This is a genomic window from Paenibacillus sp. EZ-K15 (assembly GCF_002573715.1).
Lineage (GTDB): Bacteria > Bacillota > Bacilli > Paenibacillales > Paenibacillaceae > Paenibacillus_AQ.
The window spans coordinates 837,081-854,032 of record NZ_PDHM01000016.1; the positions used below are offsets into that span (position 1 = coordinate 837,081).

Sequence of the window (16,952 nt, forward strand, 5' to 3'; positions counted from 1 at the left end):
GGTAGAGTCATTTTCTATTCGATTGAATTGACCATGAAAAATAAGCCCGCCGCTCTTTCAAGCGGCGGGCTTCCTGCTCTTCTAAAGCATGCGTTTACGGTTGTACCTGCCAGAGCGCGGGCACGTTACTCGGCTCCCAACCCGGCAAGGAGGTATGGGGCTGGATGCATTTGTACACCTTGCCGTCATAGGATACGAGCGCATTGACCTCATAAGCGGTATTTGGCGCCCATGGCGTAGCACTTGGACCATCAGGCGTTGACACTGTCACGGCATTGCTGTCGCCAGATTCGTTGTTCGACGGGTCGTAAGCGCGGACCGTAAACGTATATTGCGAGTTCGGCGACAAACCGGTAACGACCTTCTCGGTTGCCGTTCCAGTGACGGAAGCGATCACCGTGCTGCCGTTGTAAATCCGGTAACCAGCGATGCCGGAATCATCCGTGGATGCATTCCACATCAACGTGACTGATGTCGACGTCGGGGTGCCCATCACATGCAGGCCGGTCGGATTGGTCGGCGGCGTCACGTCAACCGGTAACTGCGTGGTCGTAAACTGGACACTGTTGCTGCTCGGCGATCGATTGCCGGAAGCGTCGAACGCCTTCACAGCTAGGTTATAAGTCGTGCCTGCCAATAGATTGGTGAGATTGGCGCTCGTCTGATTGGCAGGTATAGTGGCGATGACATTGACACCATTGTACACCTCATAACCCGTGACGGCATTGTTGTCCGTCGAGGCCCCCCAAGTCAGCGTGGCCGTCGTTGTGCCAACGTTGCTGACGGCCAAATTAGTCGGCGCCGTAGGCGCTATGCTGTCGCCAGGACCGAATTGGGCATCGATGACGATGTACCAGGCATTTTGGGTATCCGCGATATCCCACACGCCGAGGATGACATTGTAACCGTCTCTTTGCGGCACGTTGCAGGTATGGGTTAACGTGGCCGGCGGCTGCTGGCCATTCCCGTTAATCGTGCAGAACGGAGTCAGATCAAACTGGGCGCGAGTCAATGGTGCATTGGGATTCCAATCCGGCTTGGTGATGAAATAACGGTAGCTTGTCGTGGCATGACGAGCGGTAAAAATCCAAGTAAAGTTGTTGGTGCCGCTCGTCATGTTCACCTTGTTCCAGCGCGTAGCTGATTGCTGGTCAAGCTGAGCGAAGCCGGCAAGGCCAGCGCTGGCGATTTTGCCGTCAGGGGGTCCGGCAGCAGGAAAACCTTTCGGCCCCTCCAGGCTCTGAGGCTCATAGATGATCGGGCCGCAGTTGGTATTCAATCCGTTTTTACACTGGATCGCGCGGCTGGCCGGATCATTAATATATCCGTGGGCTGACACGGTCTTCGAGAACGCGAACATACAAGCGAATACGAGCAGCAATCCGCCGCCAATCAGCATGAATCGCAGGATGAAACGGGAATCCGAACGGGTTTGAAACATCATCACATTACCTCCCATGATTTGGTTTGGTCATGATGTACCTTTCGTTTTTCGACACCATCTTTGTCGCGATCTTTTGAGCTGCCTCCTCTCTTGAATATGATCCTGCCAAAGCTGTGCAAAACCGTTAACGTGCGGGCATCCGCTCCTTTTTAAGCCGATTTATACAAACTCCTTAGAGCTTATATACTCGTACAAAGTCATGAAAAACAATACCTAATCACATGGTGAGAAGCGTAAAGACAAGCGGGTTAGAAATCTTTGTGGGAAGGGGAAATTAAGCGTGAGCAACTCTGCTCTACTATATAGAATCAGCTATGTAAACTGCTGATGAATGCTGACATTCATAGCGCGAAAGCGATGTAGAGATCAAAACCAAGTAGGTACGCTTATGGGTAAAGCACCGAGGGGATTGCAATCATGTCTCAATATGGAGGAATCTACATATATGCATAATCTAGTTTCGTTAAAATTGGAGTCGTGTTAGCGGAGTGTCATGAAGCCAATCGAAGTTGAAATATGGTTAGACAGAAATGAAAGATATATTACCAGTAATTGGTTGTATATAATTATTGAATAATAACCAATTCATGTCAAGGGTGTAATTTATCTACTCTTCGCTCCAGTTCCTGTGAAGGAGTTTAAATTTATCCCCATATTGCTATATGTCATAACAGTATAAAAAAGGTCCGGTTATTTTCACCTTGATTTTATTGGATTCAACCGTTACCCCGAATGTAATTCGAATCGACACCTCGGCTTGTCCCGGATGCTTCGCGATAATTTTTCCTTTTGAGTCGATTTCCGCCTTATCCGGATGGCTGCTCAAATACTCAATGTCAGCGCCGGATAACTCCTTCGTCGTTCTTCCTTTCTCAAAGAAGACTTCGTAGGAATAATCGACTTCATCTCCAGGATGGAGCTGAAGAGATTCGGCCGCCCTAAGCTGTAGTTAGTAAACGCTTTCAATTTGATTTCCGTTACTATCCTTGGGTCGGGACAAGATCTTGATATAACAAAAAAGCCGCTAAAATAGCGACTTTCAATGGGTCTATGTCCTTGTCCCTCGACAACCCCCCCTCAGATTTACGCAATTTTTTTAACCGGCCTCTTCCCTGACGGACAAAGCGGTGTTGATCAATTGTGGAGGCGTAACACTTAACATCCTTTTTATTACTTTCCTCCAACATGAAACACACCAATTACAGTTTCACCATCAACATCAAACAGCGGAATATCACGACCATCTGGTGATCTACTGTTCTGTATTGCAATGGCTTCCTCGGGTGATTTTGGTAGCTCGCCGTCTAAGTCTTTTTTTAGCACATATCCTGCAGTGCCATCCACACCTGTAGCACTGATTAATTCAGGTTCCGTTTCTGGAGAAGTAGCATCTGCGCTAGAACCGTATGTCTGTCCGTTTTTATTTTTAGGATAGTTCATATTCTTAGCGCTAATATGAAAAGAACCAATTATGGTTTTCCCATCAACATCATACAGTGGGACATCACCAGGTTCACCGAGATAATCTTTTTTCAGCAAATACCCTTTAATGCCATTCACACTTCCTGCATGGATTAAATCAGGTAGCATTTCAACGGGGGTTGCTTCTTCAGCTGAACCGTATGTCTGTCCATGTTCATTTTCAGGATAGTAAGGAGATTTTGTGTGGCTTTGATTAGTTGTACTTTTAGCATATGTGCTTTGGAATACCATTACACCTCCTACTACACAAACTATAAAAACCACACCAATCAATATTCTATTGCTTTTAGAATACATCCTCACATTTTCGCTCCTTTCTCACACTTCACTCTGTAACCGTTCGTCAGTCCTATTCACTTCATATAATACACCAAATAATGGAAGTTTCGCAAACTCGGTATCCAACGTCTAAGTACATCTTACCAGATGTCTTTTTTTCATTGTCTACCACGAGGGGATATTACCAAACATGCCGTCTTTTTGTTATGGATGAACGAATTTATTATCATCCATATTTGCTTGTATAACATCCATCCAATTTGTATTATGCATCATCTCGGAAGAATCCCCATGAAATGCCTTCTTGGCTTCCTGATCATCAAGCAGCCGATATCTCATCCAAGCCGTTAAGTACCCCCTATGATTGCCACCATTACCTTCAATCGCTGTATGAGCTGCACCTTTTGCCATCCCCATCATAACAGGCGTGCTTGCATTAGTACTATGCAAGGCAAATTGATTCGTTGATACCGGTGAGATTAGAAAATCTCGTGTACCGCCCATAATGAGAAAAGGAACGGTAATACGTGCTGTATCGTAAACATCTTCTGGATCACAATGCTTCAAATCCGGGAGAGCGATGGATACAACCGTTTTTATCAACGATCCACTTTTATAGTTGGTATGAGCATTAATGACCCCTGTAGACCCTTGAGAATGTCCAGCTACACCAATATGTTCCATTTGTATTTTTTGATAAAACAAGCTGTTTGCTTGTTCGTTTTCATTTTTCAAATAATCAATAGCTTCCACAATTTCTTTGCCTGTTCCTGTTGTCTTCCTATAGGAATCTATTACAATGAATCCCCAGCTAGCTAGATGAGTTAAGAGCGCATCATAACGATCTGGCGTGGCATCTGTTCCATTCCCCCATGAAATAATAGGATAGGATTCGTCTCCTTGAAATGCTGGATAGTATATTCTAAATAAAGCCTCCCCGCTCATACCCTTAACTTCTTCTACCTTTACATGATAGCTTCCTTTCTGTGCATACCGCTGCTCAATGCTTCCTTCTGCGAGTTCTGGTACATTAGAATGAATGATTATTTGCATGAAAATGGTTATTGGAACTGCAACGATAAGGACTAAAACTGACAACCATAAAATCCACTTTCTTTTTTTTAAAACCGACATACACGTGACCTCTACGATAGTCTATAGATTTCTCTATCGTCTTCTCTGATAAAGTATGAAACTGAATGGATATACGTAAAAGATGTAGTTATGTTTCGTTACACGCAAATTTCTTTTATTCGCAACTTTTTACTTTTCATGCTTATTCAGGTTATAAAACTCGGATGGACTCCTCTTCGCCGCAAACAAAATCCTCATGCACCTTTCTTGCCAGATCACCGTGCATGTCCTTCAACTATCCTGCCCGTTTACTTAATCGGCTGTCGATTCATTTGAGGACTACTACTTTTTCGGGAATGGGGTCAAATTCTTGTCATCAATTAATGACAAGAATTTGACCCATAAATAAAAAATCCGCTTTTCAAGCGGACTTTAATGAGACTATGTTCTTGTCTTCCGACTTAATAATGAGGCAAATCTATGAATTTCGCTAAATCTCAATGAGCCAAATGCGTTCTCTATCCTCTCGGCATCCTTGTCCAGCCAGATCCTTTTGAGCATTTGCTGCGTCGTTTAGTGGTTCGTCTCAGTTGACAAGCATCGGACGAAGAAGATCAGGGTCCGGCAGAGCTTTGTTATCGACTTTCCCGTTAGGGGTAAGCGGCAAACTTTCCATCTGTACCACAAGAGAGGGCAGGAAATATGCAGGCAAATTTCGGGCTAAATACGCTTTGACATCCGTTTCGGACAAAACCTGTTTCGCAACAAAATACGCGCATATTATCGGATTGCCACTCTCGTCGGCTTCGACGGCTACCGCGGCTTTCAAGATTCCGTTGTGTTCCAGCAGTCGAGTTTCGATTTCTCTCGGTTCCACGCGATACCCTCTGATCTCCACTTGATCGTCGATTCGTCCGATAATTTCGATATTGCCATCCGGCAGCCACAGGGCCATATCCCCCGTTCGATATAACCTTTCCCCGAGGAGCGGATGTTCCACAAATTTGGCTTCTGTCAATTCCAGCCGGTTCAAATACCCTCGCGCGATACCGTCCCCTCCAACGCAAAGCTCTCCCACTACTCCGATGGGCTGAAGCTTCAACTGTTTGTCAAGGATATAAGCGGAGGAATTGCATATTGGTCTGCCAATCGGAATGGCGGATTCGAATTCACGTTCGATCGGGAAATAAGTGGAGAATGTCGTGTTTTCCGTCGGACCGTACATATTGACCATTCGCAGATCGGGACACGTCTTACTTACGGCGTTTACGTGCTTTGGGGATAACGCTTCTCCGCCGACTAGCAAGGTGTTCAACGTACGAAAGAGGCCAGGATCCTGTTCGGCCAGATTATGGAACAAAGCCGTAGTCAGAAACCATGCCGTAATGCGGTGGCCGATGATGGTTTCCTTCAATTTGAGAAGGTCTAATAGATCCTTGTCCTTCATCAAATACAAGGTAGATCCGTTCAAAAGGGATCCCCAGATTTCAAAGGTTGACGCATCGAATGCAATTGCGCCGGTTTGCAAAATTCGATGATCCATGGAAAAATTGAAATAATTGGTATTCTTGACCAGTCTTACGATGTTACGATGTTCAACCATGACCCCTTTCGGTGTCCCCGTTGATCCGGAAGTATAGATGATATACGCTAGACTTTGCGAGGTTACTGCAGATATCGTATGGGGACAGCTGTCAAGGTAAAGCTGCGCGTTGTCCCAATAAATTACTTTTCCTTCAAATGCAAAGTTAGGCTTCCAACTGGAAGGGGCCAGCAAAAATCCCGCCCGACTGTCCTCAAGCATATATTCGAGTCTTTCGCACGGAGAATCGGCTTCGATGGGCATATAAGCGCCGCCCGCCTTCAATATGGCTGTAAGCCCGACGATCATACTGACAGACCGATCCGCGACAATGCCAACGACGCTCTCTGGCTTTACGCCGTGATCCTGTAGTGCTTTTGCAAGCTGATTCGCGTGTTCGTTCAATTCCCGATAGGACATCTGATGGTCCTCGGACATGACCGCCGGGCGATCAGGGGTTAAGCGGACCTGTTCCTCAAACAAGCAATGGACCGTTTTGCCGGAAGGATAGTCCGTCTTAGTTCCGCTGAGAGCCTGAATCTGTCTCTCCTCTTCTTCGGACAACAAGCGTATGTCGGCAATCACTTTCTCGGGAAAATCGGCTACTTCCTGCACAATACGGCTCAAGTGGTCGCCCATCTGCTCAATCGTTTCCTTTCTGTACAAGCGGGTCGCATAATCAAGGTGTATCATGAGAGATTCCTTCTTAAAAGCCGTCAAAGCAAGCTCAAACGTCCCCAACTGATCGGATTTCAAAGGAGTGGTATTGGCGTTTTGCCAAGTAAACGCCGCTTTGATGAACGGATTGCCGCTCAGATTCTTACGCATATTCCGATCTTCGAGTGCTTTCATCGTGGTATGCTTGACTTCTATCAGAAACTTACCTAATGGCTTATGTATAGTAGGAGAGTATCGTATAGGAAGCACCTGGCTTTCCAACGAATACCCAATTACAGGGTCATCCTCGCCGGTATATTTGGCAAGCAGGATCGCATAACAAGCCATTAGTGCCATATCCACAGTTATTCCGAAATTGAACGCAAGTTGATAGAGTTTTCGGGTCGTTGCAGAATCAAGGCAAAAACTAACCCGGCTTCCTTCATCGTTGGTCCATCCCCCCCACGGAAATTCGTCAATTGATACTTCACATGTCGTTTGTTCCATGACCATCAACTCCCGGATTATCGATTCATTAATGTCTGATTGATAACGAACAGAAGAATCCTCTTCGCATTCTGCGATGAAGAAGTATCCCCCTCCTGAGCCAATTATGACTGTGGCCTCGTATAGCCCCAAACTTAGTTTCTTCTTACAGCGAAGCTCGCCGTTGTTTTTTGGAACGTCAAAAAACCCCCTTTCTTCAAATGAATAAAACGGAGGTCTCCCGTCGTATTCGGCAACTGGCTGGCATCGCGGTCGCAGTAGATCCCGCATTAGCCCCTATAGCTTTGCGTCGCCACCTTTCGGTGGGTTTGCTATTGTCGTACAAAACTAGCATTAAATTGTAAATCATGTTTATATTATGTATTCGATTTACATTTACTGTATCTTGTTTCCAAATGAAAATCGATAGGTCTTTTGTTCAATATTGTCTTTCTAGAATTGTTTTGATGATATTGATAACCATGATGAAACTCTAGGTCATGATAGTTAATCTTTACTAATTTTTGCTTTCGGCGACTTCACTATACTTCACTTAACTACCTATTAAAACTATTTTATTCAAAAGACAGGATACTTTTTTACACACAAAAATCGATTAAGAACAGAGACATACACACGTTTTTGTCCTCGGCAAAATTCCACAAAATGACGCCATTACTCTAATAGATTCAGTACTATTTGTCTCCTATCCCTGTCTATTCTTGTGTTATTACTTGGATATTGGATGTTGGCTGATTAAGGCAATAGTTCCTATTTTTCAACTTCGACCCTATATCCATTGCCCTAACTACGACTACAGATATCATTGGAACCAATACTTTTGTTTCTTGTAATATGGGACAAAAATAATAGGACCTGCTTCACCTATCTCAGCAAACCTACATGGCATATAGTTACCAATTCGATTAACTATCTCTCAAAATCTCCAATGTAAATAAAAAGCCCCAGCCTTAGATAGATCTTATCCTAGGCTGGAGCGTGTGTTGTCTGCGCTTTTACCCTGATTATACATTAGTAACCATAAAGGTGATAGCTCAGCAACAAATAATGATAGAGTAATGTTCATGTCTCCCGCTAAAATAGCAACTTTCAATGAGACCATGTTTTTGTCCCTCGACTTAAACATTCCCCTCTCTCGTTCTCTATCTAAATTACTCCATCGTTTGGAGCAGCTTTATAAGCCTATCTAGAAATGAAACAGCGACAGCAAAGGATGAGAACATAAAGTCCTAGACTGTCGCTGTTTCATTGAACTAACGTTTCCCGTTAGTGTAATAGTTATTGCATTAATATTGGAAGTATTGAATCGATTTGTATCCCTCTTGATGCTTTTAATAAAACTACGTCATTTTTCTTAATGACTCTTTTTAATGCTCTTGCCAATTCCATTTTATCCATATATCTTTTTACTGCGCCAATTGGGTATTTCTTCGTTGCTTCTAATGCAATAAGGCTACTGAGTTTCCCGAATGTATATATATAGTTAATTTTATGCGGATCAAGGCTTCTCCCAATTACTCGGTGAAACTCTTCTTCATGATTACCAAGTTCAAGCATATCACCAATTACTAGATGCTTTTTTCTATAACCAGTTAGTTCTTGAAAAGTTTTTATTGCTGCACTTACAGAATCAGGACTCGCATTCCATGCATCATTAATAACTGTAAATCCCAAAGGAGAATCAATCTTCTCCATTCTCATCTCTGGCAATTTTAAATTTCGAAACCCTTTATTAATTTCTGTCGAACTTAAGCCCAACTTTAATGCAATTGCAATTGTAGCAAGTGCATTATTAATATTATGTTCGCCGAGAAGTGGGAGGTGAAATTTAATGTTAGCAGCAGAGAATTTGGAACCTTCTGAGTTAGTTACTGTATTTTCAGATTTTATATCATTAAATTGTTCTTGGCCGAAACTTATGGTTTCTATTGAGGTATTTCTTTGAATATTACAGAGTCTTGTGGTTAATAATGGCTCATCACCGTTATAAACAAGACATCCGCCATTCTTTAAGCCGTTTAGAATTTCTAATTTTGCTGTTGCTATTTCTTCTCTGGAGCCGAGGCTTGAAAGGTGGGAAACCCCTATCATTGTAATTATAGCTATGTCCGGCTCGGTAATTTTTGATAATTGATCAATGTGACCTCTTTCACTCATTCCCATCTCAATTATTGCAACTTCTGCATCTTTATTTATCCTTAAAATATTTAATGGAACACCAACTTGACTGTTTAAATTCCCTTCTGTTTTATAAACTCGAAATTTCGATTTTAAAACTGAATTGATCATTTCTTTCGTAGTCGTCTTACCGTTGCTACCCGTAACACCAATTACTTTGACTAATAGTTCTTTTCGATATTTTTCCGCTAATTTTTGTAAGGATTTTAGGCAGTCATCAACAAAGATTAGCGGCAGATGAATAGGTGGGTCTGGGTGATCCTTTTGCCAGAAAGAAGCTACCGCCCCTTTAGAAATTGCTTCGTTAACATAATCATGACCGTCTAACTCTCTTATAATAGGGATAAATAGATTACCTGGTTTCACTGTTCTTGAGTCAATAGATACACCTTGAATCAAAAATTCTTCAAACTCTCGTGATAACCCATCGCCTTCAGACATCTGCTCAATAACTTTCAGTTTATGAGAAATCATCATAGCACCACCATTTGTTGTGATTCTAATTAGTGCTTTGACCAAAATTTACGAACGAAGCCTTATCGTGGAACCTTTCCTTTTTTATTTACCTTGATAATGACATGGTTTAAAGAAGAGAAAAAGATCCATCTCAAAGGCTTTTTCTGCATTAGGTGGTTCTACACTACATAAAACTAATGATTTCAAATATTACCGAAGCCGACATTTGTTCGGAAAGGCTGTTCGTTTAATTAACATATCTAATTGGCAATCGGTACAAGTTCGTTTACTCCCCTAATTTCCAGCCCCACATAAACAATGGCCGACTCCATTGAGCTGGCTATTGTTTGTTAATTCTCCGAATAAGTTGACTGACTTAAGCCTGGGACAAACGACCGGATATACTTCAGGCAGCCTGGACAAACCGATGGAGCACGGCACCGGGTGCTCGGCGGCATTAAGGCACGAATTAAGGCTGAAAACCGGACGGATGGAAAGAAATTAAACAAAAAGCCACCCTAGGGGGCAGCTGTTTCATTTCATGTAGCGATATTCCAAGAGATTCTTCAAATTTGAGATTCTCTGCAGCAGCTTCTCCCCGACATTGGTTTCCTTCACCAGCTTCCGCTCCAGTTCTTTGTCCACCAGTCTTTTTACAGACAATACGTCCGTTCCGTTACATAACACATCTTCTTTTGAATTAAATTTCTTATGGGCGACGAGCTGCATGCCAAAGGAATTATACAACAAGGTATATCCGGCGATGCCCGTTGTGGATTGATAGGCTTTGGAAAAACCGCCGTCAATGACGACCATTCTCCCATTTGCTTTAACGGGGTTCTCCCCACGAATTTCTTTAACCGGCGTGTGGCCGTTTATGATATGTCCATGATCCGGATTCAAATCAAACTCCAGCAGGATTTTCCGGCAGATTTCCTCGTTTTCACGCAAATGGTAGTAAGGATTCTTTCTCTCCTTATGGGTTTCTTTATCTTGGATAAAATACCGTTCAAAGGTGGTCATTTCTCTCTTTCCAAAGAGCGAGGAACATTTCCCTGTCCAGATGTACCATACCATATCTGTAGCCAGATCATCCGTCTCTTCCGGATGCGCAAAGGCGTGACGTAAATAATACTCAAAAACATCAAGCAGTTGACGGCTCGAGTACGTCTTGTCTTCAATCTGCATTTCTTCCATGTTTCCTTCTTCATCCAAAGGAATACAGCCGTGGATTAACAAATTCCCGTTGTATTTTAAATAAAGGCTTCCCTTTTTCATAAGAAAATTCATATGTCTGGCCAGCTTTTCGGAATGTTGAACGGAGAACAGCAGCTTTTCCATCACCTGCTGTTCTTCCTCCAGCAATTGTTCAGGCTGCTGCGGTTTTACGGCTCTGAAACAGGTGTTTTCCAGCGGGTAAGTTTTTCCGCCGATCTTGATTTCATTTTTATCGTAATCGATTTGCTCAAGCAAAAGCCTTTCAGACATATCAAAGTATGGACGTCTCTTAATAATCGGGATTTCAAGCTTAAACTGGATCATGGCAATGGCTTGATGAATTTTGGTAATCTGCAGGATTTCCTGCTCCGATAGGTTATGGCCTTGCTGCAGCTTCGGTCTGAAGGCCGGATTGTCATCATAGTATTTCTCCGCCAAGTTCAGCAGTGGGCGAAGATTGATTCCGTATACATCTTCGATGATGTCCAGATTGTCGTATCTGGCACAGATCCGGATAATATTCGCAAGGCAGACTTGGGAACCCGAAAAGGCACCTATCCACAGGACATCATGGTTCCCCCACTGAATGTCTACAGAATGGTAGTTGATCAGCGTGTCCATAATTTTTTCGGGGTCTGGTCCGCGGTCATAGATATCTCCGACCACATGAAGATGGTCAACCACCAGGCGCTGTGTCGTATAAGCAAGGCCGATAATAAGCTTGTCCGCCAGGCCCAAGGAGATAATTTGCCGGTATATTTCCTCATAATAAGGATCCTTATTGTTGGTCGAATCCGTCTTGTATAGAAGCTCTTCTACAATATATACAAACTGCTCGGGCAGAGCTTTACGCAATTTCGAGCGCGTATATTTGGAAGAGGCATAAGAAATGAGCTTAAGCATTTGTTCAATCGTTTGTCTATACCACCGGTCCAAGGCTTGTTTATTGCACAGGTCTCCTTTAACCAGCTGTATTTTTTCTTCCGGATAATAAACTAACGCCGCAAAATCATTGATTTCATGATCCGTCCAAACCTCACGGAATAAATCTTTGATTTTCTCTTTTACGGTACCCGAACCGTTTCTTAGTACATGCTGAAAAGCCTGGAACTCCCCATGCAAATCACTGACAAAATGTTCAGTCCCCTTGGGGAGATTGGAGATCGCTTCAAGGTTGATGATCTCTGTGATGACTTTTTCTTCCGTATCATAGTTCTGGGCCAATAAATCTAGAAACTGCGCATCCAAAACAAATGTCCCCCTTCAAGGAAATTTAGTGATGTATAGCCGGGTGTACTTAGAATCCCTATGGCCTTTTAATAGGTTTTTTATTGGAGCTAGCCGCGTACCTTTAATCTAGTGTAATCATTTCGGAACCTGAACACTGCTATTCGTGAGGTTGCCCATGAATGATTAATTAATGAACAGTTCATTGCTAACGAATGAATAGAGACTTACATTTTTATATCTATTTTTTTATATCATAACATACACAAAAAAATTCAGCTCACTTACGTTAAGAAGTTAAATTGTAACATACTGGAATAAGGGGGGTTGCTTAGGCTTCACACTTTTAAACAACCTATTTAGCGAATTTGAAACAGATCCCCGTCTGCGGCCTTTTGGATTTTAATGAATTTCCAAGGACATTCCTTTCGAATAATAGCTGAAGGGAAAAACATGAGGTTCCCGAGGCTCATTCATTTCCGAAACTCGAATTACCTTATAGCTTGAGCTGTCCTTCTTCTCTAAATCGACTCTAATTCTTTTTTGGACTTTGTTGTCCTTAAAGAGATCCCCTTCTAAAGTAAGACTGGTGCCATTTACTTCACAGACTTTCTTAGGGTAAAAACCCCAATCTGTAATACCAAATTTTTTTGATATCGAGTCATTGATTTCTCTAAAAAGGATGGATAACGTGTAGGTTCGTATGTCCTTTACTGAATCCTCTACCTGCTCTTCTGGTGCAGCTAAACAAATTCCACTTACACTCATTGCAACTAAAAATGTCGACAGAATCAAAAGTAATTTTATTTTGGATTTCAATTTGGTCACCTCTTCACCTGTATCGTTAACAAAAAAAATAAAATTATTTATGTGTGTGGTGATATCAAAAAAGAGAGATTATATAGAAGTGAGCTATGGTGTGCGATTAATCGGCCGCAACGAAGTAATTGATATGATCCTAAAAATGAATCCCAGTGCTGCTGAACAGCGCGAGATAGCCTGAGTTCCTGAAGAATATTTTGGTGGTTCATTTCCTTTTCCGTTCAGGCATATAAGACAACATAAAAAACCAGAGACCATTTGGTCCTGGTTATTGTATTGCTATCGATTAATTCAGGAGTCTGCACTCTTTATGACATTAGCATACATTCATGAAGTACGTCATAATACCTTCAATCCTCTAAAATTTGCACAATGTTAGGATGGATTCCTCCCGATACACTCATTTGATGACTGACAATTTGGTTTGCGAAGTATTCCAATTGATCCCTTATAATTAATGATGATCTATAAAAAGAATTATTCTCCATCGTTCTGCACAAATTATCACAGTAGAAATATTCTTGCTTTAGCAGGGACTTTCTCCAAAAAACATAAGCATACAATCGCTAATAAAATTGAAAATATGCGAATATTCAAAACGTTTTAAAAGGCATCACGGTGCACTCCGTACCGCTCCAGCACCCGGTAAATTGCATTCGTGCCAAACTCGATCGCTTCTACGGGAATGCGTTCATCCGCCGCATGAATCAGTTTGGTAAACTGCATGTCCTTGGGCAGCGGCATTGGCAGGAAACCGTAAGTTTGGATGCCGAGCCTCGCAAACCATCTTCCGTCCGTCCCTCCGGGCAGCAGCATCGGCACCGGAACGGACTCCTTATCCGCTTCTTTCAACACATCGGACAGCAAATCGAACATTCCCATGTCGGGAGCTGCGGCGCATGGATCATGGCGCAGCACTTCCAGCCCGATCGAATCATGAATCGCGAATCGGCGCAGCTCGTCCATAAATTGCTGCGGAGTGACGCCCGGCAGCGTTCTGCCGTCCAGCTCGACCGTAATTTCGCTTGGATGAACGTTGATTTTCTCGCCGCCGTGAACGACGGTCGCACTGACCGTATTACGCAGAAGAGGGGCGAACGTCCCTCCCTTTTCCCCCAGCAGCTTCAGGATGAGGCCGCACAGCCGGGGACGCAGCAGCCCTCTCAGCAGCAGCGCCGGCAGCAGCGGCAGTGCGGCGGCCATGCCTTCAATCATCAACCGGGCCGCTGGTGTCACACGTATCGGCAGCTTATTCCTGCTAAGCGATTGAAGCATGTTCCCCAATTGCGCCATACAGTCGGCTTCCGGATTGCCCATGGAGCCGTGGCCACCATCTCCTCGAATCGTCGCTTTGAGCCAACAGAGCTGCTTCTCCGCCACCATAATCGGATAAAAGGTTTTCCCTAGGGCATGAAATGCAAAACCGCCAAATTCGCCTAGCGCATACTTTACGCCCGCAAAATAATCGGCATGCCGCTCTACCAGGTAGGAAGCCCCGTATTCGCCCCCTGCTTCCTCGTCGCTGACAATCGCTAGAATGAGATCGCCACGCAGCGCCAGCTTGCGGGCATGCGCGCGGAGGAAAGTCGATACGAGCATCACCACGCCGCCTTTCATGTCAAGAGCGCCCCGCCCCCAGACGAAGCCGCCCTCGATGTCGCCCCCGAACGGGTCGCGGCTCCAGGCTTGCATGTCGACGCCAACGACGTCGACATGCCCGTACAGCAGCAGCGGCGGTGCCTCCCCGCTGCCCTTCATCCTGGCCAGCAGATTGGGCCGGGCCGGATCAAGCGCGTAGGTCCGCGTCTCAATGCCCGCATCCTCAAGTAGTTGCTGGATATACATGACGCATGCGGCTTCCTCGCCCGGCGGATTTGTTGTATTGAAGCGGATCAATGCCTGCAAAATCTCCACGGGAGACGGCAGCTCCGCAGGGCGCTCGACTTCATCCTGCTCCAACTCGTCATTGGTCAGCCGCATACCCATGACCCCGCTCCTTTCTATAATAGACTGCCCGCGTATGATCGGTCGGCAGGAGAAACGCCTGGCAAGCTGCGCAGGCCGAACTCATCGCGCAGCCTTGCGAGCCGCCGCTTCTGCTCTTCGGCGGACGTGCCTTTGGTGCGAAACACCGATTCCAGCATCGCCAGCGCTTGCCGAACATGCGCCTCCGCCACTTGCTCTCCCGTATCCCGCAACCGATCGACCAACTGCTGCACGCCGCGGTAAGGCGAAGAGACGCCTTGTTCATATTCGGCCGCGTTCCAGTTGCGATTGCGGACGCAAGTGGCGATAGCCAGACAACGATTCAGCAGTTCAATTGAATAAGCGTCCGTCTGCCGGCTTGCGGCAAACAGATGAGCCTCATCCTCCTTGTCGTCAAAAGAGAATACGCGCAGTCCATCCGATGGGGTAAGCCTTTTCAATACATTGCCCGAACCCAGTTCGACGGCATCGGCAATGCCAATGCTCTTCTGAAATGCAAGGACCGCCGGCCAATTGACGGGGTCCGTCAATCCCCTTGCCAGTATACCCGCGATCTCCGCCGTATTCCCGTAAGGCAAACCCGTCAAGGAGGAAACTACGGGAAAATCCATTTCTCCAAACGAGACGCAGCTCAGCACTTCGGCAAATTGCGCCGCGGCCGGCGCCATCAACGGGCTATGGAATGGCGCGCTTACCTGCAGTGGAATGACTGCGGCCCCATGGGCGGACAGTCTTTCGGACGCTTCATGGACGGCGTCTTTGTGTCCCGAAATCACCGTCTGCTGCTCTGAATTCATATTCGATACCACAACAATACGGCTTCCGTCCGCGAAGCCCGCGCTGGTTTCCAGACATACTTTGGCGACAACATCAGGACTCGGCCCGTTCACGGCGGCCATCGCGCCGATCCCCGCAGCGGCGGTCCTTTGCATCAACTCGCCGCGGCGGCGTACGAGCCTGAGCGCATCCGGGAACGCTATGGCTCCCGCGCAGGTTAAAGCGGTAATCTCGCCCAGGCTGTGGCCGGCGGCCATCGCCGGTACGTATCCCCATTCCCGGCTGTAGACGCGGTACATCGCCACGCAAAGCGCAAGAATGGCGGGCTGGGCATTGTTCGTCCGCGTCAGCTCCGTCATCGGTCCCTCATACATCAGGCTGTTAAGACGTATGCCCAGCGCTTCGTTCGCTTCCTCCATCGTCGCTTTGACAATCGCATGCCGCTCGCTCAGCGCTTTTCCCATTCCGACGCGCTGCGAGCCCTGACCGGGAAACCATATCGCATGTTTGTTCAGCATCTTCCATCACGCTCCTTCCTCAGGGTCGCAGGCGCCTCGGTCAGCATTTTGTTTATCTCCGCTACAACATCGCGTTCCCGCTCATGCAGGAAAAAATGTCCGCCTTCAAACAGCATCAGCTCGCAGCCTCCCGTCGCATAACGGTCCCATTCACCGAGCGGGCCTTTGATGCAGTCGTCATCTTTGCCGCTCAAGATGACGAGCCGGAGCGGCAGCGGCGGCCGCATCCGATGCTCGTATTCGCCGACAAGCTTGAAGTCGGCTCTTAGGATCGGCATAAACATATCCAGCAGTTCCCGATGCTGGAACAGTTCGTCTGGCATGCCGCCGAGCTGTTTCAATTCCTCGAGAAACTCGTCATCCGGAAGCATATGGGTCCGGCGAGCCTCCTCCTGCTCGCAATGCGGCGCCCCTCTGCCGGAGAGGAAGACTGCCCCAGGCAACGGGAAGCCTTCCTCCCACAGCGCATGCAGCACCTCATACCCAAGCAGGCTGCCCATGCTGTGGCCGAATAAAGCATATGAATCGGAGCCAAGCGCCGTCTCGAGCACCAGCGGCAGCAAATCCTGCACGGCCTCCGCCGCGTCCTCATAGAACGGCTCGCCCATGCGGCTTCCTCTGCCCGCCAGTTCGGCCGGCACCAGACGCACGCCAGGATGCAGCCGGTTCGTCCAGCGCTTGTACACTTGTGCAGAGCCTCCTGCATATGGCAAACAAATTAAAGATATGGTCATAACGCCCGCCT

At 45.9% G+C, this 16,952-nt stretch carries 10 protein-coding genes and 1 riboswitch; all 10 genes read right to left on the reverse strand.

Annotation, left to right across the window (positions count from 1 at the left end; translation table 11 throughout):
- Window positions 1-94: 94 nt before the first annotated feature.
- The 10 genes from CRG97_RS16280 to CRG97_RS16335 all read right to left on the reverse strand — a co-directional run bounded on the left by CRG97_RS16280 (window position 95) and on the right by CRG97_RS16335 (window position 16,941).
- Entirely contained in the window at window positions 95-1,441 is a 1,347-nt protein-coding gene (locus CRG97_RS16280; RefSeq protein ID WP_202618946.1) for a lytic polysaccharide monooxygenase, read from the reverse strand.
- A 1,173-nt stretch (window positions 1,442-2,614) separates the two neighbouring features.
- Window positions 2,615-3,223, reverse strand: coding sequence for a hypothetical protein (locus tag CRG97_RS16295; protein ID WP_153047501.1), 609 nt, complete (start codon window positions 3,221-3,223; stop codon window positions 2,615-2,617).
- A gap of 186 nt (window positions 3,224-3,409) precedes the next feature.
- Window positions 3,410-4,339 (reverse strand): poly(ethylene terephthalate) hydrolase family protein, encoded by a 930-nt coding sequence (locus CRG97_RS16300; RefSeq protein ID WP_098744924.1) that lies wholly within the window; start codon window positions 4,337-4,339, stop codon window positions 3,410-3,412.
- A 526-nt stretch (window positions 4,340-4,865) separates the two neighbouring features.
- Window positions 4,866-7,025 carry a non-ribosomal peptide synthetase gene (locus tag CRG97_RS16305; RefSeq protein ID WP_161952944.1) on the reverse strand — a complete coding sequence of 720 codons (2,160 nt, stop codon included), beginning with the start codon at window positions 7,023-7,025 and terminating at the stop codon, window positions 4,866-4,868.
- Window positions 7,026-7,253: 228 nt separating this feature from the next.
- Window positions 7,254-7,348, reverse strand: a riboswitch (cyclic di-GMP riboswitch).
- Window positions 7,349-8,303: 955 nt separating this feature from the next.
- On the reverse strand, window positions 8,304-9,680 hold the full coding sequence (locus CRG97_RS16310; RefSeq protein WP_237566433.1) for a UDP-N-acetylmuramoyl-tripeptide--D-alanyl-D-alanine ligase: 1,377 nt from the start codon (window positions 9,678-9,680) through the stop codon (window positions 8,304-8,306).
- 513 nt (window positions 9,681-10,193) lie between these two features.
- Window positions 10,194-12,125: a fructose-1,6-bisphosphatase gene (locus tag CRG97_RS16315; RefSeq protein ID WP_098744930.1), complete on the reverse strand. Its 1,932-nt coding sequence runs from the start codon at window positions 12,123-12,125 to the stop codon at window positions 10,194-10,196.
- A 381-nt stretch (window positions 12,126-12,506) separates the two neighbouring features.
- Complete coding sequence (locus CRG97_RS16320; protein ID WP_098744933.1) at window positions 12,507-12,923, reverse strand: hypothetical protein; 417 nt, start codon at window positions 12,921-12,923, stop codon at window positions 12,507-12,509.
- A 606-nt stretch (window positions 12,924-13,529) separates the two neighbouring features.
- Complete coding sequence (locus CRG97_RS16325) at window positions 13,530-14,912, reverse strand: M20/M25/M40 family metallo-hydrolase (RefSeq protein WP_098744936.1); 1,383 nt, start codon at window positions 14,910-14,912, stop codon at window positions 13,530-13,532.
- 14 nt (window positions 14,913-14,926) lie between these two features.
- Complete coding sequence (fabD, locus tag CRG97_RS16330; protein ID WP_098744939.1) at window positions 14,927-16,207, reverse strand: ACP S-malonyltransferase; 1,281 nt, start codon at window positions 16,205-16,207, stop codon at window positions 14,927-14,929.
- Window positions 16,201-16,941: a thioesterase II family protein gene (locus tag CRG97_RS16335; protein WP_098744942.1), complete on the reverse strand. Its 741-nt coding sequence runs from the start codon at window positions 16,939-16,941 to the stop codon at window positions 16,201-16,203. The genes fabD and CRG97_RS16335 overlap by 7 nt, the downstream gene beginning before the upstream one ends.
- Window positions 16,942-16,952: the final 11 nt, after the last annotated feature.